We start from the raw sequence: 23,654 nt of genomic DNA, 5'->3' as shown, positions 1-23,654 counted from the left end.
TCAGATCAGTTCCCAGGTGCCGTTGGCTTGTTTGCAGAAGGTGTTCTGCTCTTGTTCGGTCTGGCCGCTTTGCGATTTCAGGCTGACGGTGACCGGGCGGCAGGCCGCTTCGGCGGCAACTGTCTGGGTCGGCAGCGACTGCACCGAGTCCAGGTCGAAACCTTGGGTTTCCTTGCTGGCGGCAACGTCCAGCTCGTCCAGGTTGACGGCTGGCGTTACACGCTTGGCAACCGCTTGCGCCTTGGGCTCGACGTAGTTCTTGTGCACATAGCCCACGGTCACACCCTTGCGCCCGACCAGGACCCAGTCACCGGTGGAGCCCACGGCGGTGAATTCGGTGTGGTTCTTCAGGCTGCCGACCTTCTCGCCAGCCTGGTTAGGCGCGGCGCGCACGTTGAGGTTGTCGCTGATGGTCACATACGGCTCGTTGATCAGCTTCATCGACGGCACCGCCTGGATCTTCGGCGCGCGCTTGACCTCGACCTGCTTGGTCTTGGTGTATTCCTTGCCCGGCACGATCTGCGCGGTGGCGCCAGAGTGGTCGGACTTCCAGGTCACAGGCTGGGCGCTGGCGGTGGTCTGTTGCTGGCTCAGCACTTCCTGGGTGCGCAGCGCCAGGGCTTGCTGGTCCTTTTCATCGAGCATGTGGCCGATGCGGTTGCCCACGTAGGCGCCAATGCCACCTGCGATCAGCGCGGCGGCGATCTTGCCGTTGCCACTGCCCATGGTCGAGCCGATGGCCACACCGGCCAGGCCACCGATCACGGTGCCCGCTTGCTCTTTGCTGATCCCGAGCTGTGCACAGGCCGTGGTAGACGCGATGGCGACCGCCAGAAGGGACGCGACGAATTTCTTACGCAAGTGGAGCACTCCATTTTCGGTGGGGCGCACAGCCGCGTACCGCAGCCAATGGTTGGCGGCAGCATTCGAGTTTGTGCGGGGTTTTCAGAAAGTGTGCAGCACTGGCCGCAGACGACAATTCAGCCGTCCAGCGAGGGGCGCAGGGGGAGACCAGTACGGCGCAAAGCATCCAACGAATCCATGTCAGGAAGAGTTCATCGCCCAGCGCGCGTAATCATTACGGCGTGTGGCCTGGGCGTGAGTGGCGTATCAGAGCGCCGCATTGTAGCCCAAGGTGCCATTGGCAGTTCAAGACAAAATGTTGCAGGAAGCCTGTCTGATTGATTAGTAGAAATCCGTCCTACAACTTGAACTCAGAATTATCCCCTTCCTTGTAGGGCGTTTCCCAAACATACTGCCAACCCGCTCAAACGGTTGCGACGGATTCGGTCGCGCTCTAGTCTCGGCTCGTCGTTGCAAAATCAACGGCCGGCTTTGACAGGCCGACGATTTCCCGCACACGTGCACTGTTTATGGCGGCTGTACGTGGGGCACCTTCGTGTGCGCCGAGTTACTCCGGGATCCTCGGTCTGTCAACCCATGTACAGCTGCCACCCTCTTGTTTGACAGCAAGCTTGCGGCAGCTCCAATGATCCTGGAGATGTTTATGCGCAAGATGGTCCCTGATCCACCCCTCGATACCACCCAGTTCCTGCAAGACACCCTGGTCCAGTCCTCAGAGTACGTACTCTGCGCCCTGTCCGTGGCCCGCCAATCCGTGCAACTCAAACCCACCGCCCACAGCTCGATCGTGATGCAGGCCGTGATCCATGAAATGGAAGCGGTACAGGGGCTGGTCGAGTCGGCGTTGATGCAGTTGCAGATGCGGCCGCATTTACCCACAGAGCCTCACACCTTGCATTAGCAGGTCAGGCCTCTTCGCGGGCACGCCCGCTCCCACAGGGTCACCACAGCCGTCACGCACTGCACAGTACCTGTGGGAGCGAGCGTGCCCGCGAAGAGGCCAGCCCAGGCAACCCAGAATCCAGGGAAACAAAACAATGCCCACCGACAACACAACAGAACCCACCACAGTCGGCAAGACCTGCTTCTACCAAGGCGAAAACAACACCCACCCGCTGTTCCGCATCGAACCCGGCATCCCCTGCCAGGACGCCCGCGAACAGGCGTCCGAACTGATGGGTTACGTGCGCGACCTGATCATCACCGGCCTGATGGACGGCGACCAGAAACTGATCTGGGCCTCGCATTACCTGAGCGCGATGGCCAAGGCGCTGTTGGATGATGCTGAGTTGGGGATGATGAAAAAGTAAGTGCGAGGAAGCCCTGGAAACGCAAAATATCCCGGGGCTTCACCGGTCGCATCATGTCGCAAGCGCACCTAAGCGAGCCCCCACGCTGACAGCTGGAGTGCGACATTCTCTACCTCCATGTAGTCCATTTCCCAAACGCTCAGCAAACCCGCGCTATCCGTTGCCAGCGCTCCGCTCGCGCCCTAGCCTCATCACGTCGCGGCCAAACCAAGCGCCGACGATGGGAGGCGAACATCGCTGCAGGCGTATACACCCGTTGCGTAATGGGCAACCCACTCCGTTTATAGAGCCGCAGGCCCACTCGGCCGCTCACTCATCGACAAGGAGTAGCCAGTAGGCTACATTCAATGCATGCCGAATCAGATAGACACAACGTCTGAATTTGACGATTGGCTAGATGGCCTAAAAGATCCAATTGGCAGAGGTGCTGTTTCATTGAGGATTGCCCGAGCAGAAAACGATTGCTTCGGTGATATCGAATCCGTTGGCGAGGGTATCAGTGAGATGCGCGTATTTGTAGGCCCCGGATATCGAATCTACTTCGTTCGAACGGGCGCAATCCGCTACCTGATGCTCTACGGTAGCGATAAAACAGATCAACGCAGAGCCATCAAACGAGCAAAGGAAATTTTTGATGCTTTACGAGGTAAAAAATGATGAGCAAAAAAATTTCGCCGCAAGACATGCCAATCCTTGATCTGGATTTGAGCAAAACAAAACGCTTCGAGGCCTCCCGGTTTCTCGACAGCCCGGAAACCATCGCGGCATTTCTGGCAGAAGCAATGAAGGCTAATGACGCTCAGACCCTGATGCATGCATTGGGTGAAGTGGCAAAAGCCAAGGGCGTGAATCAGTTTGCGCAAGACGCAGGGGTCAATCGAGAGTCTCTTTATAAAACGCTGAAGGGCGGAGAAAAGACCCGTTTCACTACTATTCAAAAACTGATGGTTGCCTTAGGCGTAGAGCTCACAGTCAGGCCGCTCGAGAAGCTTCCGGGCTCTTGATTTAAGCGCTCGGGCAATTAGCATGCTGGCTGTAAATCTTTGCCTTCCATAACGAAAAAGCCCCCGGTAGCTTTCGCTTCCAGGGGCTTGATCTTGTATGGCGGAGAGATAGGGATTTGAACCCTAGGTACTGTTGCCAGTACAACGGATTTCGAATCCGTCCCGTTCGACCACTCCGGCATCTCTCCAATGCCGCGCATCATACCAGCGTTCTTTTAAAACGCAAATCTTTTTTTCAAAAAAACCGCGTGGTATCAGGCGCTTGCGTGAACGTGCCGCTTACAGCGGCACGCCCAGGCGCTTGGCAACTTCTTCGTAGGCTTCGATCACGTCGCCCAGGCCCTGACGGAAGCGGTCCTTGTCCATCTTCTTGCGGGTTTCTTTGTCCCACAGGCGGCAGCCGTCCGGGCTGAACTCGTCGCCCAACACGATCTGGCCGTGGAATACGCCGAACTCCAGCTTGAAGTCGACCAGCAGCAGGCCGGCGTCATCGAACAGCTTGCTCAGCACTTCGTTGACCTTCAACGACAGCTTCTTCATTTCCACCAGTTGCTCGGCGGTGCCCCAGCCGAACGCGACAACGTGGGATTCGTTGATGAAGGGGTCGCCCTTCTCGTCGTTCTTCAGGAACAGCTCGAAGGTGGACGGCTCCAGCTTGATGCCCTCCTCCACGCCCAGGCGCTTGACCAGGCTGCCGGCAGCGTAGTTACGCACCACGCACTCGACCGGAATCATGTCCAGCTTCTTCACCAGGCACTCGTTGTCGCCCAGCAGCTTGTCGAACTGGGTCGGCACGCCGGCTTCTTCCAGTTTCTGCATGATGAAGGCGTTGAACTTGTTGTTCACCATGCCTTTGCGGTCGAGTTGTTCGATACGCTTGCCGTCGAACGCCGAAGTGTCGTTACGGAACAGCAGGATCAAGCGGTCGGCGTCATCGGTCTTGTAAACCGATTTGGCCTTGCCGCGGTAAAGTTCTTCGCGTTTTTCCATGATTGGGCTCCGCTTGCTTGAGGTGTTGGGCTAGGCGATTTCGCGCCAGTCGAGCCCGTGTTCCTGATTCGCCACCTGGAGCCAGTCCGGGTCGCACCCAAGGGTGTCGACGAAGCACTGGCGGGCCAAGTGTGGCAGGTTGTTCTTGCTGCTGAGGTGGGCCAGCACCAGGTGTTGCAGGTTGCTCCAGCCCAACTCGTGCACCAGGCGCGCGGCCTGGTGGTTGTTCAAATGCCCTTGCATGCCACCCACCCGCTGCTTCAAGAAGGCCGGATAGTGACCGCGTGCCAGCAGGTCGCGGCAGTGGTTGGCCTCGATCAGCAGTGCATCCAGGCCCTGGTAACGCTCCAACAGCAGCGCGTCGTACGAGCCCAGGTCAGTGAGCATGCCAAAACGCCGCCGACCATCGCTGACCACGTACTGCAACGGCTCGTAGGCGTCGTGCTCGACCCGCGCTGCGGTTACTTCCAGGCTGCCGATACGCAGGCTTTGGCCACACGCGAGAAAACCGGCCACCTCCACCGGCTTGCGCATGCCGCGCAAAGTCCCTTGGCTGAGGTAGACCGGTACATTGTAGCGCCGTGACAGCAAGCCGACCCCATGCACGTGGTCGGCATGTTCGTGGGTGACCAGCACTGCACTGAGCTGAGCTGCAGAAACCCCGAGCAGCGCCAGGCGCCGCTCGGTTTCACGCAGGGAAAAGCCGCAATCGACCAGGATGAACGTGTCACCACTGGCGATCAGCGTGCCGTTCCCTTGGCTGCCGCTTCCGAGTACCGCGAAGCGCACTTAGCCCAGGTGGTCCTGAATGGCGCTCAGCACGCGGCGGGCGACATCGGCCGGAGCCACGGTGTTGATGTTTTTCTCGACCGTGACCTGCACGCTCTCACCCACCTTGCTCAGGCGAACCTGGTAACGCTCGGCACGGGCTTCACGCTCTTCCTTGGTCGGCTCGCTGCCGAACAGGCGGCTGAAGAAGCCAGGCTGGTTCTGCTTGTCGTCAGGTTTTTCGGACAGGTTGATGTAGTACAGGCCCAGGCTGCGGTTGATGTCCTCAACACGCCATTCGCCACCCTGCTCCAGGGCACGGCCCACGCCAGACCAGGCGCGGTCCAGGTCGGAGCCCAGGTACAGCACCGGGTTGCCGCTGCCGTCTTCGCTCAGGCTGACGCGGCTTGGTGCGTCGAAATCGCGCGCGGCCAGCAGCGACACCGAACCGCCCTTCTCGGCGCTGCGGTTCATGCTGGCAAGCATTTCGTCGGCCAGCAGGGCATCGGTGCCGGTATTGATGGAGGTGGACGGGAACGCAGGCTCGGCAGTGCTGCCCGCCGGGCGCTCGACGCTGACCACATACACTTCGGAGGTATTGCGCTGCACGCCAGGCTCCATGCGCACACGTACGCGCACCTCGCTGTCGCCGCTGCTGGCAGTGCTGGCCAGACGCTGGCCAAGCGATGCCGACAGTTCATCGAAACGCTGCCAGGCGGTGTTGAACTCACCCGTCTGCGGGCGCTCTTCAGCAATGCGGAAGCCGTTATCCTCGAAGAACTGCCGGGCAACCGGCCACACTTCGGCTGGCGAATGCTGGGCCAGCACCCAACGGCTGCTGCCGCTGCGCTGCAGGCTGTAGTCGGTGACCTGGGCGGCACCGCCCGTCAGCGGTTGCGGGCGAGGCACTTCGAACTCACCCTTGACGGTATCGTCAGCGACGTTACGCGGAATCGGCAGCAGCGGATCAAGGCGCTTGACGTTGCTGGCGTCCGGCGGCAGCTGCATCGGCGCGGTCGGGTGCGCCTGCAGGTAGTCACTGCCGCGGTCGCGGAAATAGCCATCCTCGCCCCACAGCCAGCCACACCCACTGGTGTTGGAGATAATCAGGGCAAGGGCGGAAAGACCAGCCAGTCGCTTCATGCGGTGTACTTCCTCTTAAACCAGTACGCCGGACTGGCGCAAGGCAGTACGGACTTTTTCGTGGCAGCCTTCGCTCAGCCAGGTCAGTGGCAGGCGAATACCTTTTTGCATCAGGCCCATTTCGACGAGCGCCCATTTCACCGGGATCGGGTTGGACTCGCAGAACAGGTCCTTGTGCAGCGGCATGAGTTTTTCGTTGATTGCGCGGGCCTTCTCGGCATTGCCCTCAAGGGCGGCCTCGCACAGGTCCGCCATTTCGCGCGGAGCGACGTTGGCGGTGACGGAGATGTTGCCCTTGCCGCCCATCAGGATCAGCTCGACGGCAGTCGGGTCGTCGCCGGACATGACGATGAAGTCCTTGCTGACGCCATCGAGAATGGCCTTGGCGCGGGCCAGGTCGCCCGTGGCTTCCTTGATGCCGATGATGTTCGGCACGGTCGACAGGCGGATCACGGTCTCGGCCTGCATGTCGCAGGAGGTACGGCCGGGAACGTTGTAGAGGATCTGCGGGATGTCGACGGCTTCGGCAATGTGCTTGAAGTGCTGGTACAGGCCTTCTTGCGTCGGCTTGTTGTAGTACGGCACAACCAGCAGGCAGGCGTCGGCGCCAGCATTCTTGGCGTTCTGGGTCAGGTGCACGGCTTCGGCGGTGGAGTTGGCACCGGTGCCGGCGATGACCGGAATTGGTTTGGCGCTGCGTTTGACGCGCTCGACCACGTGCTTGATGACCAGGATGTGTTCTTCGACATCCAGCGTGGCCGACTCACCGGTGGTGCCGACAGCGACGATCGCATGGGTGCCGTTTTCCAGGTGGAAGTCTACAAGTTTGTCGAGGCTGCCCCAGTCAACACGCCCTTGTGCATCCATGGGTGTGACCAATGCCACCATACTGCCCGCAATCATGTAACTGCTCCTGCCGGAAAAAGAGAGCGGTAATGGTACTGGGGGCATCGACCTTGCACAAGCGAAGCAGGCGGGTGGAGCATTCCCCTCGGCGGCTTATTTCGCTACCCTTGGCCCTTTGATCGGTGCAGCGCGGCCCGCCGGGCCGTCGACCTTGCTCCCCGCCAGCGTCCAAGACCTCGCATGCGAGCCCCGGGCCCTGCCGACAGGAGGCTTTTGCCCGTCCTGTGCCGACCGCTCATCGCTTTAGGAATGCTGCATGTCCACCCCCACCGTCCGCGAACAATTCCTTGTCATCAGTGCCCTGGGCCCTAACCCCATGGAGCTGGCCAACGTCCTCAGCCGCGCTGCCTTCGAAAACCGCTGCGCGGTGGTCACCTCGCGCCTGAGCCGCCACGGCGAGACCAGCGCCCTGGTGCTGCAGGTGGGCGGCAGCTGGGATGCACTGGCACGTCTCGAATCCACCCTGCCAGGCCTGGGCAAGAAGCACGGCCTGACCCTCGACGTGGTCCGCAGCGCGGACCAGGAAGTGCGCCCGCAGGCCCTTCCGTATGTGGCCTACGTCAGCGCTGCCTACCGCCCGGACATCATCAACGAGCTGTGCCAGTTCTTCCTTGACCACCGCGTCGAGCTGGAAGCCATGACCTGCGACACCTACCTGGCGCCGCAAACCGGTAGCAGCATGCTCAACGCCCAGTTCACCGTGATTCTGCCGGCCGGCACGCAGATCAGCTGGCTACGCGACCAGTTCCTGGACTTTGCCGATGCCCTGAACCTCGACGCACTGATCGAGCCATGGCGTCCCCAGAACCCTATGTAAGGAAACCGATCATGGCTGTAGCACTCGACCAACCTGTCGCCGACTTCCAGGCCCAGGCCACCAGCGGGCAAACCGTCAGCCTTGCCGAACTCAAGGGCCAGCAGGTGGTGGTGTACTTCTACCCCAAGGACAGCACCCCAGGCTGCACCACCGAGGGCCAGGGCTTCCGCGACCAGCACGACGCCTTCGCCGCGGCCAACACCGTGGTATTCGGTGTGTCGCGTGATGGCATCAAGTCGCACGAGAACTTCAAGGCCAAGCAAGGCTTCCCGTTCGAGCTGATCAGCGACAAGGACGAGGTCCTGTGCCAGCTGTTCGACGTGATCAAGCTGAAGAAGCTGTATGGCAAGGAGTACATGGGCGTTGACCGCAGCACCTTCCTGATCGACAAGGACGGGGTGCTGCGCCAGGAATGGCGTGGCGTGAAGGTGCCCGGGCATGTGGATGCCGTATTGGCGGCCGCCCAAGCCTTGAACAAGGCTTGAAATTGAATGGGGCTGCCTTGCAACCCTTCGCGGGCACGCCCGCTCCCACCGGAATTGTGCAGGGACCAGTGGGAGCGGGCGTGCCCGCGAAGGGCCGCAGAGCGGCCCCAATTACATTCAAAGCATCGGTGAAACGCTAGGCTCCTGCTTGGGCCACGCATCCAGCACGGCCTTGATCAACGTCGCCAGCGGGATGGCGAAGAATATCCCCCAGAACCCCCACAGCCCGCCAAACAGCAGCACCGCGCAGATAATCGCCACCGGGTGCAGGCTCACCGCTTCGGAGAACAGCAGCGGTACCAGCACATTGCCATCCAGCGCCTGGATGATCGCGTACACCGTCATCAGGTAGATGAACTGGTCGCCCCAGCCCCACTGGAACAGCGCAATCAGGGTGACCGGCACGGTCACGACCACCGCGCCCACGTAAGGCACCACCACCGACAACCCCACCAGCAACGCCAATAGCGCTGCGTAATTGAGCCCCAGGCTGATGAAGGCGATATAAGTGGCAATGCCGCAGATCAGAATCTCGATACCCTTGCCACGGATGTAGTTGGCGATCTGCCGGTTCATCTCGCTGCCCACCCGGTTCAGCAAGGTGCGCTGGCGCGGCAGGTAGCCGCTGACCCAGCGGCCAATGAGTTCGCGATCCTTCAGGAAGAAGAACACCAGAATCGGTACCAGCACCAGATAGATCATGGCATTGACCAGCAGTGGCAGGCTGGACAGCGAGAAGGTCAGCGCCCATTGACCAAACTTGCCAATTTCACCGCGCACCGACTCGATGGCGTGCAATACCTGCTCGTCCGACACCAGGTGCGGATAGCGCTCTGGCAGCAGCAGCAACAACGACTGCCACTTGCCGAGCATGCCCGGCAACTCGTTGAACAGCGTGATCAGCTGGTGCCACAGCAGCGGTACCAGCACCAGCATGAACACCGCCAGTGCGCCCATGAACAAGGCGAACACCAGCATCACCGCCAGCCGTGTAGGTACGCGCACGCGCTCCAGGGCGTTGACCAGCCCCTGCATCAGAAACGCCAGCACCATGCCCGCCAGCACCGGCGCGAGCATGCCGCCCAGGGTGAGCACGGCGGTAAAAGCCAGGAACAACAGGACCGCCAGCACCACCGCTTCCTCATCGGAGAAGTAGCGCTGCACCCAGTCGCGAAGCACTTTGAACATTGACGATCCTTGGAAAAGACTCAGGCCTTGCGCAGCCAGTAAGTGTAGGTACCGGCCTCGGCCGTTTCTTGCAGCAGGGTATGACCGGCCAATTGGGCGAAAGTGCGGAAGTCGCGCTGGGAGCCTGCGTCCGTGGCGATTACCTTGAGCACCGCGCCACTGGCCAGGCGATTGAGTTCCATCTTGGCCTTGAGCAGTGGCAAAGGGCAATTCAGCCCGCTGGCGTCCAGTTCGGCGTCGCAGGTCAGGGTGTTACTCATCGCAGGGTCTCCAAAGGCATCGCCAGGCTGCTTCTTGGCATGGCTGGCTAGGATAGCGCCACTGGTCGTCAACGTGTGAGCCCGCTACAGTAGGTATCTTTGATCCGACGCGAGCTTCATGCATGAATCTACTGCGCCCTACCCTGCTGACGCTGGCCTGCCTGATGGCCCTTCCCGGCCATGCTGACGACCTGCCATCACTGGGTGATGCCAGTTCTGCGATCGTCTCGCCGCAACAGGAGCACCAACTGGGCCGTGCCTGGCTCAGCCTGCTGCGCGGCCAGGTCAATCAGCTCAATGACCCACAGCTCAAGGACTATGTCGAAACCAGCGTGTACAAGCTGGCCGAAACCAGCCAGCTGCAGGACCGGCGCCTGGAGTTCATCCTGATCGACAGCCGCGAGCTGAACGCCTTTGCCGCCCCGGGTGGCATTGTCGGGGTCAACGGTGGGCTGTTCCTCAACGCCCAGACCGAGGGCGAATATGCCTCGGTACTGGCCCACGAACTGGCGCACTTGTCGCAACGCCACTTCGCGCGGGGTGTCGAGGCCCAGCAGCGCATGCAGCTGCCGATGATGGCGGCGCTGCTGGCCGGCATCGTGCTGGCCGCAGGTGGTGCCGGCGATGCGGGCATCGGCATGATTGCCGGCACCCAGGCAGCGGCCATTCAGGAGCAACGGCGCTTCTCGCGCCAGAATGAACAGGAAGCCGACCGCATCGGTATCCAGAACCTGGAAAAAGCCGGCTACGATCCACGCAACATGCCGACCATGTTCGAGCGCCTGGCACGCCAGTATCGCTATGACGCCAAACCGCCGGAATTCCTGCTGACCCACCCGGTGACCGAATCACGTATTGCCGACACCCGTAACCGCGCCGACCAAGCGCCCAAGGGTGGCATTGAAGACAGCATGCGCTACCAACTGATCCGCGCCCGGGTGGCACTGATCTACGAGGGCACACCGGGGCTTGCCGCCAAGCGCTTCCGCGCCCAACTGGACGAAGACCCAAAGCTGGACGCCGCACGTTATGGCCTGGCCTTGGCACAGATCAAGGGCGGGCAATTGAACGAGGCCCGTGAAATGCTCAAGCCGCTGCTGGCCAAGGCGCCTAACGACATCACCTACAACCTGGCACAGATCGACCTGGACATCACCAACAACCGTCTTGCCGACGCCCAGCAGCGCGCCGAACGGATGCAGGGGCTGTACCCGGGCAACTACCCGTTGAAACAGGTGCGTGCCGACCTGCTGGTGAAACAGAACAAGCCGGCTGAGGCCGAGAAGGTGTTGAACGAGCTGGTGAAGAGTCGGCCGGATGACCCGGATGTGTGGTACGACATGGCCGAGGTGCGTGGCTTGTCGGGCAATACCATTGGCTTGCACCGGGCGCGTGCCGAGTACTTCACCCTGGTCGGCGACTTTGATCAGGCAATCCAGCAGCTGGATTACGCCAAGCGTCGGGCGGACGGTAACTTCCCGCTGGCCTCACAGATTGACCAGCGCCAGCGCGAGATCATGGAGCAGCGGCGCATGGTTCAGGAAATGATGGGGCGCTGAAGGCGATTCGCGGGCAAGCCCGCTCCCACAGGTACTCCACCGCCTTGGTAAACGGTGCAATATCTGTGGGAGTGGGCGAGCCCGCGAAGAGTATGACGCGGTCTGGCGTCAGGCATTACCAGACAGCTTCAGCCGCGCCGCCTGGGTAAAGTCCAGCATGCGATTAAGCGGCTTGATCGCCTTGGGCACCAGCGCCGGGTCAACGAAAATCTCGTTGGTGCCATTACGCAGGCAATCCAGCACCCGCTCCAGGGTGTTCATCGCCATCCACGGGCAATGCGCACAGCTGCGGCAGGCCGCGCCGTTGCCGGCGGTGGGGGCTTCGACGAATTCCTTGTCCGGGCACAGCTGCTGCATCTTGTAGAAGATGCCGCGGTCGGTGGCGACGATGAAGGTTTTGTTCGGCAGGGTCTGGGCAGCCTTGATCAGCTGGCTGGTGGAGCCCACCGCGTCGGCCAGCTCGATTACCGCTTCCGGCGACTCGGGGTGCACCAAGATCGCAGCATCCGGGTACAGCGCCTTCATGTCGGCCAACTGGCGCGACTTGAACTCTTCGTGAACGATGCAGGCACCGTCCCACAGCAGCATGTCGGCACCGGTTTGCTTCTGGATGTAACGGCCCAGGTGCTGGTCCGGGCCCCAGATGATGGTTTCGCCGTTGTCCATCAGGCTTTCGACAATTTCCAGCGCGCAGCTCGAAGTCACTACCCAGTCGGCGCGTGCCTTCACCGCTGCGGACGTGTTGGCGTAGACCACCACGGTGCGCTCAGGGTGCTGGTCGCAGAAGGCCGAGAACTCTTCCACCGGGCAACCCAGGTCGAGCGAGCAGGTGGCCTCCAGTGTCGGCATTAGCACGCGCTTTTCCGGGGTGAGGATTTTTGCCGTCTCGCCCATGAAGCGTACACCGGCCACGATGACCGTTTCGGCCGGGTGGTTCTTGCCGAAACGGGCCATTTCCAACGAGTCGGATACACAGCCGCCGGTTTCTTCAGCCAGCGCCTGGATGACCGGGTCGCAGTAATAATGGGCAACCAGCACGGCATTCTGGGCTTTGAGCTCGGCAGCGATGGCCGCACGGTATTCGGCCTCCTGCTCGGCTGTCAGCGGGTTGGGCTGTTTGGCGTCGAGGTGGGCCTGAACCAAAAGGCGTTCGGAAATCTGGGTCATGATCGCTGGACCTGCAGGCGCGCTTGCGCGTCAAATCGAGTGTATCACCCGGCCCTGGCAGATCGGCTAAGGGTGCCGGACGGCATGCTGACCGTCACGGCCCTCTGCGGGCGCGGATTATTATCGGAGGCCGAAGGCTACAGACAATCCAGCGATTACTAAAGGGGTTTTTGTAGTGCTTGTGCGGGCCCCTTCGCGGGTGAACCCGCCCCTACACTGTGAAATCCTCGTAGGAGCGGGTTCACCCGCGAAGAGGCCGCAACAGTAGAAACCATCACCCCTGCGGCGACAGGGCCCCCAGATGCGCCGCCATGAACATGGCAAATTCTTCCACGGTCATTTTTCGGCCATTGAAATCGACCATGCCATCGGCATAGTGCAGGCTGCTGACCACATCATCGCCCTGCACGGTGGCCATGCCGCTCTGCAGCGCCATCATGCCGACCATCTCCCCCGCCTGGCTCGACTGCATGGCAATCGCTTGGGCGTCGGTCTGGCCATCCAGCAACGCCTGCAAGGTCGCCAGGTCACCGATCATCGGCTTGGACAGCGACAGCTTGCCTTTCACCTCGGTGATGATCTGCTTGCTCAGCTGGTCCGGCGGCAGGTCGAAGCTGGCCGGCGCGGCGAGGTCCATCGACAGGTTGAAGCGGCTCTCGCCATTGGCGGTCTTGAACGACAGGTTTTCCACCGCCAGCTTGGGCTTGGCGGCCAGCAATTTCTGCAAGTCACCCTGGAAGCGGGCCTTTTCGGCGTCGTCCATCTGGATCTGCGGCACCGGCTGGCCAGCCGCACTGGCGGCCTCGAACTCCGGCAAGTGCGACTGGTACCACTTCGACAAGGCCTGCAGCGCCGGGGCGTTTACCGAAGTCACGCTCACCGCCATCTGCGCCTTGCCTACCGCACGGCCATCCCAGCTGATGTCACCGACCTTGTACTCCGCGCGGCCACCTACGGTGTCCGTGCCGTCGAGGGTTTGCAAGGCGTTCTGTTCCAGGCCCTTGATCAGCAGCACCTGCTGTTTCGGCCCAAGGGTGACCTTGGTTTCGGCCAACGCCAGATCGACGTTGCCGACATAGATGGCATCGTGCGCGGTGGCGGCGAGGTTACCGCCAAACGTCAGCCCTTTGAGCTCGAAGGTGGCCGGCGGCTGGTCGTCATGCACCCATTTCATCACCAGTCTGTCGGCCTGGCCCTGGAACTTCGAGGCCTTGCCCTCCTTGTCCCCACTGACTTCGAACTGCATGCCCGAGAAGTCAAGGCTGTTGCCATCCGCTTCGTCAAACTTGAGCGGCGCCAGCTGAACCTGACTGACCACATTGCCGCCGTAACCCAGGCTGGTCTGCGCGCTGATCGGGGCCTTTTCACCCGCAGCGGCGAACCATGGCGCAACGGCGTCATCCTTCTGCAGCGTGCTGTTGCTGACCGCCATTACCGGCATCAGCTTCAGTGACCTGACCCTCGACCACGGAAACGGGCCGTGCTCGATCTGGTCGGTCACGCCCACGTCAAAATTGATCACCTCGCCCTGACCCACGTTGACGTCGCGAGCCTTGAGCCGGTACTGGGCAGTGCTGCTGAAGAGATGCTGCTCCAGCGACACACGCTCGATGCTCATGCTACCACCGGTACTGACCAGGGCCTTTTTGAGTTCGGCGTTGCTGCGTGCAAGGGCGTTGTCCAGCTCTGCCGGCAGCTGCTTGCCGGTGTACCAGGCGCCTGCGGTAGTTGCGACGGCAATGGCGATAGCCAGGCCGGAAAGGATGCCAACTGATTTCTTCATGAATAGAACCGATTGCTGTCCGTAAGGGCTTCGAAGGCGGCCAGAGGCCACGCAGAATTCGAAGAGTACCACCCCCGATTGGGCCGAGTGCTGGCCCAGGTCGAGAAATGCCATTTTTCGGACACATCCGACATCACGCTGCGGCAAGCAAAGGGCTCGTTAATTTTTACGAACACACAAATTGATCATAATCGCAAAAAAACGCGCAAAAACCGAACAAACCCCGTATTTCATCGATAGATATTTCAATCCGGCAACATCTTGTCATGTTTAACTTGACACCCACCTACCCATCGTTTTTTATTTTCACCACTTTGCGCGCCCCACCGCGCCTTCCGCCGCTCCAACATAAAAGGTGAACAACATGGAGCCCACCCGCTCGCCCTTGCCGCATGCGCAATACACCGTGCCCGTCGTTTACGCCCAGCAGCAGGAGCCATGCCAGCATGCAGCCTGACCACAGCGCTTCCGGCAACGGCCAACTCCGCAAAACCCTGCGCCTCTGGCACGTGATCATCATCGGCCTGGCCTACCTGACCCCGATGACCGTGTTCGACACCTTCGGCATCGTCAGCGGGATTACTGCCGGCCATGTACCCAGCGCCTACATCCTGGCATTGGCTGGCATCCTGTTCACCGCGGTGAGCTATGGCACCCTGGTAAAACGCTTCCCGCAGTCGGGCTCGGCCTACACCTACACCCAGCGCGCGATCAACCCGCACGTGGGCTTCCTGGTGGGCTGGTCTTCGTTACTGGACTACCTGCTGCTGCCGATGGTCAACGCACTACTGGCCAAGCTGTACCTTTCGGCCATGTTCCCGGAAGTACCTGAGTGGATGTGGGTGGCCGGCTTCGTCACCCTGATCAGCCTGATCAACATGCGCAGCGTGAACCTGGTGGCGCACTTCAACCTGCTGTTCGTGGGTGTGCAGGTGGCGATCATCGCCGTGTTCATCTACCTGTGCGTACGCGGCCTGGACCAGGGTGAAGGGCTGGGTACCACCTGGAGCCTGATACCGTTCGCCGACAGCCAGACCCAGTTCAGCGCCCTGGCCGCCGGTGCGACCATCCTGTGCTTCTCGTTCCTGGGCTTTGACGCAGTCACCTGCCTGTCCGAGGAAACCCGCGATCCGGCCAAGACCATTCCCCGGGCGATCTTCCTCACCGCACTGATTGGCGGTGTGGTTTTCATCACCGTGTCGTACTTCATCCAGGCCTACTTCCCGACCATGGCCCGCTTCCACGACCAGGAAGCAGCCCTGCCGGAAATTGCCCTGTACGTTGGCGGCAAGCTCTTCCAGTCGATCTTCATCGCCTGCACCGTGATCAACACCATCGCCTCGGGCCTGGCCTCGCAAACCAGCGTGTCACGCCTGCTGTATGTAATGGGCCGCGACAACGTGATCCCGGCCAGCGTCTTCGCCCGCCTGCATTCGCGCTACAAGACGCCAGTGCTGAACATTGCCGTGGTAGGGCTGATTTCGCTGTCGGCAATCTTCTTCGACCTGGTCACCGCCACTTCCATCATCAACTTCGGCGCCCTGGTCGCGTTCAGCTTCGTCAACCTGTCGGTGATCAACCACTGCTACCTGCGCGAAGGCAACCGTAAAGGCCTGGCCAATCAGCTGAAGTACCTGGTGCTGCCGACCATCGGCTTCTGCATCATCGTCTCGCTGTGGCTGGACCTGAACGCACATTCGCTGATGTTTGGCGGTATCTGGGCTGCGCTCGGGCTGGCCTATCTGGGCTGGCTGACCAAAGCCTTCCGCGCGGCACCGCCCAACTACGTCGCCGAATGACCCACGCTGCCAACAACGCCCGCGCCTGATCGCGGGCGTTGCATTTGTTCGAAAAGGAAAGCCCCCATGCCGCTGCGTCGCCTCTCCATCCAGTGGAAGATCACACTCCTCGCCGGCCTGTGCCTGCTGGCCATTGTCGCCTTGCTGGTCGCCACCTCGCTGACCCAGGCCCATCGCAGCGCCGCCCTGGTCAACCAGGCCAACACTGCCATGCTCGAAGACAGCGCCCGCCAGCGCCTGCAGGCCCATGCCGAAACCCAGGCCTTGCGTATCCAGCGCTACTTCATGGACGCCTACCAGTACGGCAATGGCTTTGCCCGCCTGGTACAGGTGCTGAAGGACCGTGGTGGTAGCGACCTGCGCGCCGAACTGACCCGCCAGGCGCGTGCCAGCCTGGCCGGCAACCCGGATGTGATCGGCCTGTACCTGGTGTTCCAACCCAATGCCCTGGACCAGCAGGACAGCCACTACCTCGGCCAGGACGCCATGGGCAGCAATGAGAGCGGGCGTTTCTCGCTGTACTGGTCCCAACCAAGCCCCGGCACCCTGGAACTTGAAGCCATGCCGGAAACGATGCTCGGCGACACCAGCATCGGCAGCAACGGCGCGGCGAAGAACCGCTGGCTGACCTGCCCGCAGGACACCGCCAGGACCTGCATGCTCGAACCGTACCTCGACGAGGTCAACGGCCGTCAGGTGCTGATGACCAGCATCGCTCTGCCATTGCTGGAACACGGCAAGGTAGTCGGCGTGGTCGGCGTGGACATCGGCCTGGCCAACCTGCAGCAACTGAGCGTGGACGGCCGCCGCGATCTGTTCGACGGCCAGGGCCAGGTGAGCATCGCCACCGCCGCCGGCCTGCTGGCCGGCAACAGTCGCGACGACAGCGTGCTCGGCAAGCCTATGGACAAGGCGGTAGCCGACGGCCTGCTGCGCGTGGCCCACCCCTTCACGCCAATCCCTGACACAGCCCCGTGGCAGGTAGTGCTGGAACTGCCGGAAAGCGTGCTGCAGGCCCCTGCCGTCGCCCTCAACCAGCGCCTTGATGCCCATAACCAGAACGCCAACCTCACCAGCCTGCTGATAGGCCTTGGCACGGCTATCGCCGGTTTGCTGCTGGTGTGGCTGACCGCTCGCGGCGTTACCCGGCCAATCCTGGCCGTGGCTGCACGCCTGGAAGACATTGCCAGTGGCGAAGGCGACCTTACCCGTCGCCTGGACTACGCCCACCAGGATGAACTGGGCCAGCTCACCGGCTGGTTCAACCGTTTCCTCGACAAGTTGCAACCGGTCATTGCCCAGGTCAAAGGCTCGCTGCAGGAGGCCCGCAATACCGCCGACCAATCGGCCGCCATTGCCAGCCAGACCAGCGACGGCATGCAGCAACAGCATCGCGAAATCGAACAGGTGGCCACAGCGGCCAACGAAATGAGCGCCACCGCCCTGGATGTCGCCCACAATGCCTCGCAGGCGGCCCAGGCCGCACGCGCCGCGGATCAGGCCAGCCAGGAAGGCTTGCAACTGGTGGACAGCACGCGCCAGGGCATCGACCGCCTGGCCGCAGGCATGAACACTGCCATGGACGAGGCTCGTGCACTGGAAGACCGCAGCGGGCAAATCGGCTCGGTGCTTGAAGTGATCCGCACCATTGCCGAGCAAACCAACCTGCTGGCACTGAATGCCGCCATCGAAGCGGCCCGCGCAGGCGAAGCCGGGCGTGGCTTCGCCGTGGTTGCCGATGAGGTGCGCGGCCTGGCCCAGCGCACGCAGGTTTCGGTGGAGGAAATTCGCCAGGTCATCGAAGGCCTTCAGCAAGGCACCCAGGACGTGGTCGGGGCCATGCATGCAGGCCAACGCCAGGCCCTGGACAGCGCCGCACGCATGGAGCAGGCATTACCGGCACTGCAGCGTATTGGCGAGGCCGTGGCGGTGATCAGCGACATGAACCTGCAGATTGCCTCGGCGGCGGAAGAGCAGAGTGCGGTGGCCGAGGAAGTGAACCGTAACGTGGCCGGCATTCGAGACGTGACAGAATCACTGGCCGGGCAGGCCGATGAATCGGCACGCATCAGTCAGGCCCTGAACCGGCTGGCCAACCAGCAGCAGGCGCTGATGGAGCAGTTTCGCGTCTAGCCTGTCAGGGCCTCTTCGCGGGCACGCCCGCTCCCACAGGTTCGGCGTGCCCTAAGGGGCTGTGCAGTTCCTGTGGGAGCGGGCGTGCCCGCGAAGAGGCCCTGACAGGCACCGCACCATTGTTATTTTTGAGCACAACTTATGCCTAATCCAACCCGATCCACCTTCTTCGACATCACCAGCGAACAAGGGCTTTTACGCACCTCGATCGCCGCGACCCTGTTCATCGCCACCATCGGCATCGCCTTCGGCCTTGCCTCCGGCTCGTTCTCCATCGTCTTCGACGGTGTGTACTCGCTGGTCGACGCCAGCATGAGCGGGCTGTCGCTGGTGGTGGTCAAGCTGATCACTTCGCACACCACCAGCGTGCAGATGTCGCGCAAGCTGCGCGAGCGCTTCACCATGGGTTTCTGGCACCTGGAGCCCATGGTACTGGCACTCAACGGCATTCTGCTCGGCGGCGTGGCCATCTACGCGCTGATCAACGCCGTCAGCAGCCTGCTGCAAGGCGGGCGCCACCTGGAGTTCGGCATTGCCATGGTCTACGCGGCGCTGACGGTGATCACCTGCGTGACCATCGCCGTCATCGAGGCCCGCGCCAACCGTAAACTGAAATCAGACTTCGTGCGCATGGACGTCAAGGGCTGGGTGATGTCGGCCAGCATCACTGCCGCACTGCTGATCGCCTTCTGCTTTGGCTATGCCGTGCAAGGCACTTCGCTGGAATGGGTATCACCCTACATTGACCCGGCGGTGCTGGCGCTGGTGTGCCTGGTGATCGTGCCGTTGCCGATGTCGGTGGTGCGTCAGGCGCTGTCTGAAATCTTCCTGGTCACCCCCGGCGACCTCAAGCTGCACGTAGATGAGGTGGCCAAGGCCTTCGTCGCCCGCCACGGCCTGCAGTCTTACCGCGCCTATGTCGCCAAGGTCGGGCGTTCGCGGGAGATTGAGCTGTATTTCATCGTGCCCAAAACCATGGCGGCGAAGACCATCGATGAATGGGATGCCTGGCGCAACGAGATTGGCGACGCGGTAGGCGGCGAAGGGCCGGACCGCTGGCTGACAGTGGTGTTCACTGGCGACCCGGAATGGGCCGAGTAATGTGTGGGCGCTCTGCGCCCTTTTCCGAAACCCGTAGCGCAAACGAAAAAGCCCGCGACCATTTCTGGTAGCGGGCTCTAACGTACTGCGTATGGTGGGTCGTGTAGGATTCGAACCTACGACCAATTGGTTAAAAGCCAACTGCTCTACCAACTGAGCTAACGACCCATTTGATGGCGCGTATAATACTGATTTCTAACGAGAATTCAACACCCCATCACGATTTTTTCAAAAATACCGAGTCGGGTCTTCGATACCGGCGGCCTTGAAACCATCGGCCCGCAGGCGGCAGCTGTCGCATTTGCCACAGGCGCGACCGTCATCGTCGGCCTGGTAGCAGGAAACGGTCAGGCTGTAGTCCACACCACGGGCCATACCGGCCTGCACGATCTGCGCCTTGCTCATGTTCTGCAGCGGCGCCTGGATGCGGAAGCCCTGCCCTTCTACGCCAGCCTTGGTCGCCAGGTTGGCCATGCGCTCGAAGGCCTCGACGAACTCGGGTCGGCAATCCGGGTAGCCGGAGTAATCCACGGCGTTGACGCCAATGAAGATGTCGCGCGCTTCCAGTACTTCGGCCCAACCCAGCGCCAGCGAAAGGAACACGGTGTTGCGCGCCGGCACATAAGTGACCGGAATGCCTTCACCCGGGGCTTCCGGCACGTCGATGCTGCTGTCGGTCAATGCAGAACCGCCGATGCCGTCGAGGTTCAGCCCAATCACCTTATGCTCGACCACACCCAGGTCGCGGGCCACGCGGGCAGCGGCGTTCAGCTCGGCGCGATGACGCTGGCCGTAATCAAAGCTCATGGTGTAGCAGCTGTAGCCTTCGGCCTTGGCCATGGCAACCACGGTGGCCGAATCCAGGCCGCCGGACAACAGGATTACTGCGCGTTTTTCTGTCATGTGTACGTGCTCCTCAATCAACGTCCGGGCTCGTCGTTCCACAGCAGCTTGTGCAGCTGCAACTGGAAGCGTACAGGCAGGTTGTCAGCAACGATCCAGTCAGCCAGGTCACTGGCGTTCACCTGATGATGGCTGGGTGAGAACAACACCTCACCGGCACGCTCGGCCAGGTTGTACTGGATCAGCTTGGATACCGCCCAGTCATAATCCTCGCGGGAACAGATGACGAACTTGACCTGATCGTTGCGTGTCAGCTGCTCGATGTTCTCGTAGCGGTTACGGTGCGACTCTTCGGAGCCTGGGGTTTTCAGGTCGACCACACGGCTGACGCGGGTGTCGGTGCCAGCAATATCCAGCGCGCCGCTGGTCTCCAGCGACACCTCGTAACCGGCATCACACAGCCGCTGCAGCAACGGCAAGGCGTTGGGCTGAGCCAGTGGTTCGCCACCGGTGACACAGACGTAGCGCGGTTTGAAGCCGGCCACTTGTTCGAGGATCGAATCAAGGGTGCGTACGGTACCGCCACTGAAGGCATAGGCACTGTCGCAGTACTGGCAACGCAGGGGGCAACCGGTGAGGCGCACAAATACCGTGGGCAGCCCGGCCGTTCGCGTCTCACCCTGCAAAGAGTAAAAGACTTCGGTGATGCGTAATGTGTCTTGCATGATCGCCACGGGCGTGACAGCTAAACAGGCTGTCCGCCTCCGTCAGGCACTGTCGCGGACTCGACATAGCGTTATCCGCAGCAGCGTGTTTACGAAAAAAGGGCAGTGATTCTAACGAAAAAACCCGCGACTGGCGCGGGTTTATTTCGAGCGGTACAGCGACAACGCCTAGAGCTTCTGCAGGTCACGCTGGGCCAGTTGAGCGGCAGAGGTGCCGGGGTACTGGGTGACGACCTGCTGAAGGATGCCTTTTACCTTGTCGGTATGGCCCATACGGCGCTCGACATCAGCCAGTTTGTACAGCGAATCTGGCACCTTGCTGTGCTTCGGGTACTTTTGGCTGACTTGGGCAAAGGCCTGGCTGGCGCCTTGCAAGTCACCCTTGGCCAGGTTCACTTCACCCAACCAGTACTGGGCATTACCGGCGTACTGGCTGTTGGGGTACTTGCGCAGGAAGGCGTTGAACGCCTGGCTGGCCTTGTCGAAGTCTTTCTGTTTGATCAGGTCGAAAGCTGCGTCGTAATAGAGCTTCTCTTTCGCCGGATCACCGGGCTGGCTACTGCCGGCCGGTTGTTGCGCAGCAGCACCTGCTGCGGCATCGGGGGCGGCATTGGACGCACCACCACCGGAGGAATTGTCAGGGGTTGCGGCAGGCGCAGCGCCACTGTTGATGCGACGGTCCAGGTCCTGGTAACGCTCCAGGTTTTCCTGCTTCATGCGGGACACATCGTTTTGCAGCTCTTCGATGATGCCTTGCTGGCGGGAAAGCTGATCCTGCATCTGTTGCAGCTGCATGAACAGCTGGCCCTGTGCAGAGGCAGGGGCCGAAGCCCCTGACCCGGCATAGGCGCCGCTCGTGCCATAACCCGCAGGCGGATAGCTGCCTGCGTTGTCATCTACTACAGGGACCTCAGCCCAGGCCGCAAGCGGCAGGCTGAGTGCGAGGACGGTTACTACACGGCGGCACATACGCATAAGAACTTACTTACGCAGTTCTACGCGACGGTTCTGAGCCCAGGACTGCTCGTCGTTGCCGGTAGCAACTGGACGCTCTTCGCCGTAGGAAACCAGTTCCAGCTGAGCAGGGGAAACGCCCTGCAGAACCAGGTAGCGCTGAACGGCTTTCGCACGACGCTCACCCAGAGCCATGTTGTACTCGCGGGTGCCGCGCTCGTCGGTGTTACCTTCCAGAACAACACGGTTGCCGTTGGCTTTCAGGTCCTTGGCGTGAACGTCCAGAGCGCGCATGGCTTCTGGCTTCAGGTCCGAGCTGTCGTATTCGAAGTAGAAGGTGGTGATTGCGCGCAGGGCGGCTTCTTCGCTCAGGGAGCCGTCAACAGCGCCAGTGTTGGCACCGTAGCCAGCGTTAGGGTCTACAGCAGCGCCTTCGCCTGCGTTATCACCGCCCTTCGAGGAGCAACCTACAGCTACGGCCATGGCCAGAGCCAGCGCAGCAAATTTACCAAACTTCAGCATTTCCATCGTGAAACTCCTAATGAAACCCCAGTGTGTTAAGCAAAATGTATTACGCCGCAATCAGTTCAGGTAAGGGGACCAGGACGGTTCTCTGACTTCGCCTTGAGCGGTAGGAAGTGGGAGCCTCACGCGGCCGTTCAGCGACACGAGCATCAAGACTCCCCGGCCCTGCTGGCGGGTGGCGTAGATTAGCATGGTGCCGTTTGGCGCAACAGTGGGAGACTCATCAAGACTTGTTTCAGACAGAATCTTTACACTTCCGCGTTGCAAGTCCTGTGCCGCCACTTTGAAGTTGGTAAAGCCCTGTTGGCGATGAATCATTACCAGGGTCTTTTCGTCCGCCGAAAGTTTCGGGTTGGCGTTGTAGTTACCTACGAACGTTACGCGCTCGGCACCACCACCACTGACCGACTGTTTATAGATCTGCGGTTTGCCGCCACGGTCGGAAGTGAAGTAGAGGGTGTTGCCATCTTTGCCCCAGAACGGCTCGGTATTGATACCCGGGCCCGCAGTAACACGGCTGATCTGGCGCGAGGCCACGTTCATCACGTAGATGTCCGGGTTGCCGTCCTTGGACAGCACGAACGCCAGGCGCGAGCCGTCCGGCGACCAGGCTGGCGCACCGTTCAGGCCTTCGAAGTTGGTCACCTGCTCGCGGCGGCCAGTATCGATGTTCTGCACGAAGATACGTGGGCGCTTCTGCTCGAACGAAACGTAGGCGATACGTTTGCCATCTGGCGCAAAGCGCGGCGACAGGATCGGCTCACGCGATTGCAGCAGGGTCACCGCACGCGCACCGTCGTAGTCCGAACGCTGGAGGGTGTAGCGGGTGTTGTTGGTGGAGAAACGCTCGGCCGTCACGTACAGCATGCGCGTAGAGAACGCGCCCTTGATGCCGGTGAGCTTCTCGAACGACTGGTCGGCAATGTAGTGCGCCATGTCGCGCAGCTGGTCGGTGCTGCCCGCCACGCTGCCGGTCAGCACTTGCTGCTCGGTGGCGACGTTGAACAGCGCGTACTGCACCTGCAGGCGACCGCCCGACGGCACGATGCTGCCGACCATCACGTACTGTGCACCCAGCGCTTTCCAGTCACGGAAGATCACTTCGCTGGCCTGCGACGGCTGGCTGATCATGTTCTGCCGCGGAATTGGCGAGTAGTAGCCAGAGTTGCGCAGGTCGTTGCCGATGATGTCGGCGATGTCTTCAGGCAACACGCTACCGCCCTGCAGACCGAACGGTACTACCGCGATGGGCGTGGCCCGGTCGCTGCCGCTGGTAACCAGGATGTTCTTTTCTTCTGCCACCGCCATGCCTGCCACGCAGCAGAGCATG

General features: G+C 61.3%; 24 protein-coding genes and 2 tRNA genes. 10 read left to right on the top strand and 16 right to left on the bottom strand.

Annotation, left to right across the window (positions count from 1 at the left end):
* Positions 1-861: an SH3 domain-containing protein gene (locus N5D53_RS19410; protein WP_104960972.1), complete on the bottom strand. Its 861-nt coding sequence runs from the start codon at positions 859-861 to the stop codon at positions 1-3.
* 646 nt (positions 862-1,507) lie between these two features.
* Here N5D53_RS19410 and N5D53_RS19405 point away from each other — a divergent pair.
* The 4 genes from N5D53_RS19405 (at position 1,508) to N5D53_RS19390 (ending at position 3,178) form a co-directional block, all read left to right on the top strand.
* The gene (locus N5D53_RS19405; RefSeq protein WP_054889139.1) at positions 1,508-1,765 is read left to right on the top strand and encodes a hypothetical protein; all 258 of its coding nucleotides are present in this window, start codon (positions 1,508-1,510) and stop codon (positions 1,763-1,765) included.
* 136 nt (positions 1,766-1,901) lie between these two features.
* Positions 1,902-2,174: a DUF3077 domain-containing protein gene (locus N5D53_RS19400; RefSeq protein ID WP_012051485.1), complete on the top strand. Its 273-nt coding sequence runs from the start codon at positions 1,902-1,904 to the stop codon at positions 2,172-2,174.
* Between the two features lie 351 nt (positions 2,175-2,525).
* Entirely contained in the window at positions 2,526-2,831 is a 306-nt protein-coding gene (locus N5D53_RS19395) for a type II toxin-antitoxin system RelE/ParE family toxin (protein ID WP_041168334.1), read from the top strand.
* Positions 2,828-3,178, top strand: coding sequence for an addiction module antidote protein (locus N5D53_RS19390; protein ID WP_012051484.1), 351 nt, complete (start codon positions 2,828-2,830; stop codon positions 3,176-3,178). Before N5D53_RS19395 ends, N5D53_RS19390 begins: the two co-directional genes overlap by 4 nt.
* Positions 3,179-3,276: 98 nt before the next feature.
* Here the strand turns inward: N5D53_RS19390 and N5D53_RS19385 are convergent.
* From N5D53_RS19385 to dapA, 5 genes are all read right to left on the bottom strand, one after another.
* A tRNA-Ser gene (locus N5D53_RS19385) sits at positions 3,277-3,366 on the bottom strand.
* Positions 3,367-3,457: 91 nt separating this feature from the next.
* Positions 3,458-4,168 (bottom strand): phosphoribosylaminoimidazolesuccinocarboxamide synthase, encoded by a 711-nt coding sequence (gene purC, locus N5D53_RS19380; RefSeq protein WP_003254733.1) that lies wholly within the window; start codon positions 4,166-4,168, stop codon positions 3,458-3,460.
* A 30-nt stretch (positions 4,169-4,198) separates the two neighbouring features.
* Entirely contained in the window at positions 4,199-4,957 is a 759-nt protein-coding gene (locus N5D53_RS19375; protein ID WP_014590006.1) for an MBL fold metallo-hydrolase, read from the bottom strand.
* Positions 4,958-6,079: an outer membrane protein assembly factor BamC gene (bamC, locus tag N5D53_RS19370; RefSeq protein WP_064492889.1), complete on the bottom strand. Its 1,122-nt coding sequence runs from the start codon at positions 6,077-6,079 to the stop codon at positions 4,958-4,960. It lies immediately after the preceding gene.
* A 15-nt stretch (positions 6,080-6,094) separates the two neighbouring features.
* Positions 6,095-6,982: a 4-hydroxy-tetrahydrodipicolinate synthase gene (gene dapA, locus N5D53_RS19365; RefSeq protein WP_003254739.1), complete on the bottom strand. Its 888-nt coding sequence runs from the start codon at positions 6,980-6,982 to the stop codon at positions 6,095-6,097.
* A 259-nt stretch (positions 6,983-7,241) separates the two neighbouring features.
* On the opposite strand from dapA, the gene N5D53_RS19360 reads away from it, so the two are divergent.
* Entirely contained in the window at positions 7,242-7,802 is a 561-nt protein-coding gene (locus N5D53_RS19360) for a glycine cleavage system protein R (protein ID WP_003254741.1), read from the top strand.
* A gap of 11 nt (positions 7,803-7,813) precedes the next feature.
* On the top strand, positions 7,814-8,287 hold the full coding sequence (locus tag N5D53_RS19355) for a peroxiredoxin (protein ID WP_129932407.1): 474 nt from the start codon (positions 7,814-7,816) through the stop codon (positions 8,285-8,287).
* Between the two features lie 117 nt (positions 8,288-8,404).
* Here N5D53_RS19355 and N5D53_RS19350 read toward each other — a convergent pair whose 3' ends face one another.
* Both N5D53_RS19350 and N5D53_RS19345 read right to left on the bottom strand, forming a co-directional pair.
* The gene (locus N5D53_RS19350; RefSeq protein ID WP_003254744.1) at positions 8,405-9,475 is read right to left on the bottom strand and encodes an AI-2E family transporter; all 1,071 of its coding nucleotides are present in this window, start codon (positions 9,473-9,475) and stop codon (positions 8,405-8,407) included.
* 20 nt (positions 9,476-9,495) lie between these two features.
* Positions 9,496-9,735: a sulfurtransferase TusA family protein gene (locus N5D53_RS19345; RefSeq protein WP_003254745.1), complete on the bottom strand. Its 240-nt coding sequence runs from the start codon at positions 9,733-9,735 to the stop codon at positions 9,496-9,498.
* Positions 9,736-9,857: 122 nt separating this feature from the next.
* Between N5D53_RS19345 and N5D53_RS19340 the strand changes: the two genes are divergently transcribed.
* Entirely contained in the window at positions 9,858-11,294 is a 1,437-nt protein-coding gene (locus N5D53_RS19340; protein ID WP_279840609.1) for a M48 family metalloprotease, read from the top strand.
* A gap of 108 nt (positions 11,295-11,402) precedes the next feature.
* Here the strand turns inward: N5D53_RS19340 and nadA are convergent, their stop codons facing one another.
* Positions 11,403-12,461: a quinolinate synthase NadA gene (nadA, locus tag N5D53_RS19335; RefSeq protein ID WP_003254747.1), complete on the bottom strand. Its 1,059-nt coding sequence runs from the start codon at positions 12,459-12,461 to the stop codon at positions 11,403-11,405.
* Between the two features lie 274 nt (positions 12,462-12,735).
* The gene (locus N5D53_RS19330) at positions 12,736-14,244 is read right to left on the bottom strand and encodes a YdgA family protein (protein WP_104887846.1); all 1,509 of its coding nucleotides are present in this window, start codon (positions 14,242-14,244) and stop codon (positions 12,736-12,738) included.
* A 446-nt stretch (positions 14,245-14,690) separates the two neighbouring features.
* Between N5D53_RS19330 and N5D53_RS19325 the strand changes: the two genes are divergently transcribed.
* The 3 genes from N5D53_RS19325 to N5D53_RS19315 all read left to right on the top strand — a co-directional run bounded on the left by N5D53_RS19325 (position 14,691) and on the right by N5D53_RS19315 (position 19,277).
* Positions 14,691-16,043 (top strand): APC family permease, encoded by a 1,353-nt coding sequence (locus tag N5D53_RS19325; RefSeq protein ID WP_104960968.1) that lies wholly within the window; start codon positions 14,691-14,693, stop codon positions 16,041-16,043.
* Positions 16,044-16,109: 66 nt separating this feature from the next.
* Positions 16,110-18,176, top strand: a complete 2,067-nt coding sequence (gene mcpU / locus N5D53_RS19320; RefSeq protein ID WP_020190430.1) for a methyl-accepting chemotaxis protein McpU — start codon at positions 16,110-16,112, stop codon at positions 18,174-18,176.
* 141 nt (positions 18,177-18,317) lie between these two features.
* A complete protein-coding gene (locus tag N5D53_RS19315) occupies positions 18,318-19,277 on the top strand; it encodes a cation transporter (RefSeq protein WP_014589999.1) in 960 nt (319 codons plus the stop codon).
* A gap of 92 nt (positions 19,278-19,369) precedes the next feature.
* On the opposite strand, the gene N5D53_RS19310 is transcribed toward N5D53_RS19315, so the two are convergent.
* From N5D53_RS19310 to tolB, 6 genes are all read right to left on the bottom strand, one after another.
* Positions 19,370-19,445: transfer RNA gene (locus N5D53_RS19310), tRNA-Lys, on the bottom strand.
* Between the two features lie 60 nt (positions 19,446-19,505).
* Complete coding sequence (gene queC / locus N5D53_RS19305; protein WP_076403786.1) at positions 19,506-20,198, bottom strand: 7-cyano-7-deazaguanine synthase QueC; 693 nt, start codon at positions 20,196-20,198, stop codon at positions 19,506-19,508.
* Positions 20,198-20,845: a 7-carboxy-7-deazaguanine synthase QueE gene (gene queE / locus N5D53_RS19300; protein ID WP_003254753.1), complete on the bottom strand. Its 648-nt coding sequence runs from the start codon at positions 20,843-20,845 to the stop codon at positions 20,198-20,200. Before queE ends, queC begins: the two co-directional genes overlap by 1 nt.
* A gap of 168 nt (positions 20,846-21,013) precedes the next feature.
* Entirely contained in the window at positions 21,014-21,820 is an 807-nt protein-coding gene (ybgF, locus tag N5D53_RS19295; RefSeq protein ID WP_003254754.1) for a tol-pal system protein YbgF, read from the bottom strand.
* 6 nt (positions 21,821-21,826) lie between these two features.
* Complete coding sequence (pal, locus tag N5D53_RS19290; RefSeq protein WP_003254755.1) at positions 21,827-22,327, bottom strand: peptidoglycan-associated lipoprotein Pal; 501 nt, start codon at positions 22,325-22,327, stop codon at positions 21,827-21,829.
* A 54-nt stretch (positions 22,328-22,381) separates the two neighbouring features.
* Entirely contained in the window at positions 22,382-23,653 is a 1,272-nt protein-coding gene (gene tolB, locus N5D53_RS19285) for a Tol-Pal system beta propeller repeat protein TolB (protein ID WP_012051477.1), read from the bottom strand.
* Between the last annotated feature and the right edge of the window lies 1 nt (position 23,654).

Source organism: Pseudomonas sp. GD03862 (assembly GCF_029840855.1).
Lineage (GTDB): Bacteria > Pseudomonadota > Gammaproteobacteria > Pseudomonadales > Pseudomonadaceae > Aquipseudomonas > Aquipseudomonas alloputida.
Note: the sequence above shows the minus strand (reverse complement) of the source record. Positions and strands in the feature narration are given on the sequence as shown.

Excerpts from the sequence above, each read along its gene's own strand:
- N5D53_RS19405 (WP_054889139.1), top strand. The coding sequence starts at position 1,508 with ATGCGCAAGATGGTCCCTGATCCACCCCTCGATACCACCCAGTTCCTG.
- N5D53_RS19400 (WP_012051485.1), top strand. The coding sequence starts at position 1,902 with ATGCCCACCGACAACACAACAGAACCCACCACAGTCGGCAAGACCTGC.
- N5D53_RS19395 (WP_041168334.1), top strand. The coding sequence starts at position 2,526 with ATGCCGAATCAGATAGACACAACGTCTGAATTTGACGATTGGCTAGAT.
- N5D53_RS19390 (WP_012051484.1), top strand. The coding sequence starts at position 2,828 with ATGATGAGCAAAAAAATTTCGCCGCAAGACATGCCAATCCTTGATCTG.
- purC (WP_003254733.1), bottom strand. The coding sequence starts at position 4,168 with ATGGAAAAACGCGAAGAACTTTACCGCGGCAAGGCCAAATCGGTTTAC.
- bamC (WP_064492889.1), bottom strand. The coding sequence starts at position 6,079 with ATGAAGCGACTGGCTGGTCTTTCCGCCCTTGCCCTGATTATCTCCAAC.
- dapA (WP_003254739.1), bottom strand. The coding sequence starts at position 6,982 with ATGATTGCGGGCAGTATGGTGGCATTGGTCACACCCATGGATGCACAA.
- N5D53_RS19360 (WP_003254741.1), top strand. The coding sequence starts at position 7,242 with ATGTCCACCCCCACCGTCCGCGAACAATTCCTTGTCATCAGTGCCCTG.
- N5D53_RS19355 (WP_129932407.1), top strand. The coding sequence starts at position 7,814 with ATGGCTGTAGCACTCGACCAACCTGTCGCCGACTTCCAGGCCCAGGCC.
- N5D53_RS19350 (WP_003254744.1), bottom strand. The coding sequence starts at position 9,475 with ATGTTCAAAGTGCTTCGCGACTGGGTGCAGCGCTACTTCTCCGATGAG.
- N5D53_RS19345 (WP_003254745.1), bottom strand. The coding sequence starts at position 9,735 with ATGAGTAACACCCTGACCTGCGACGCCGAACTGGACGCCAGCGGGCTG.
- N5D53_RS19340 (WP_279840609.1), top strand. The coding sequence starts at position 9,858 with ATGAATCTACTGCGCCCTACCCTGCTGACGCTGGCCTGCCTGATGGCC.
- nadA (WP_003254747.1), bottom strand. The coding sequence starts at position 12,461 with ATGACCCAGATTTCCGAACGCCTTTTGGTTCAGGCCCACCTCGACGCC.
- N5D53_RS19330 (WP_104887846.1), bottom strand. The coding sequence starts at position 14,244 with ATGAAGAAATCAGTTGGCATCCTTTCCGGCCTGGCTATCGCCATTGCC.
- N5D53_RS19325 (WP_104960968.1), top strand. The coding sequence starts at position 14,691 with ATGCAGCCTGACCACAGCGCTTCCGGCAACGGCCAACTCCGCAAAACC.
- mcpU (WP_020190430.1), top strand. The coding sequence starts at position 16,110 with ATGCCGCTGCGTCGCCTCTCCATCCAGTGGAAGATCACACTCCTCGCC.
- N5D53_RS19315 (WP_014589999.1), top strand. The coding sequence starts at position 18,318 with ATGCCTAATCCAACCCGATCCACCTTCTTCGACATCACCAGCGAACAA.
- queE (WP_003254753.1), bottom strand. The coding sequence starts at position 20,845 with ATGCAAGACACATTACGCATCACCGAAGTCTTTTACTCTTTGCAGGGT.
- ybgF (WP_003254754.1), bottom strand. The coding sequence starts at position 21,820 with ATGCGTATGTGCCGCCGTGTAGTAACCGTCCTCGCACTCAGCCTGCCG.
- pal (WP_003254755.1), bottom strand. The coding sequence starts at position 22,327 with ATGGAAATGCTGAAGTTTGGTAAATTTGCTGCGCTGGCTCTGGCCATG.
- tolB (WP_012051477.1), bottom strand. The coding sequence starts at position 23,653 with ATGCTCTGCTGCGTGGCAGGCATGGCGGTGGCAGAAGAAAAGAACATC.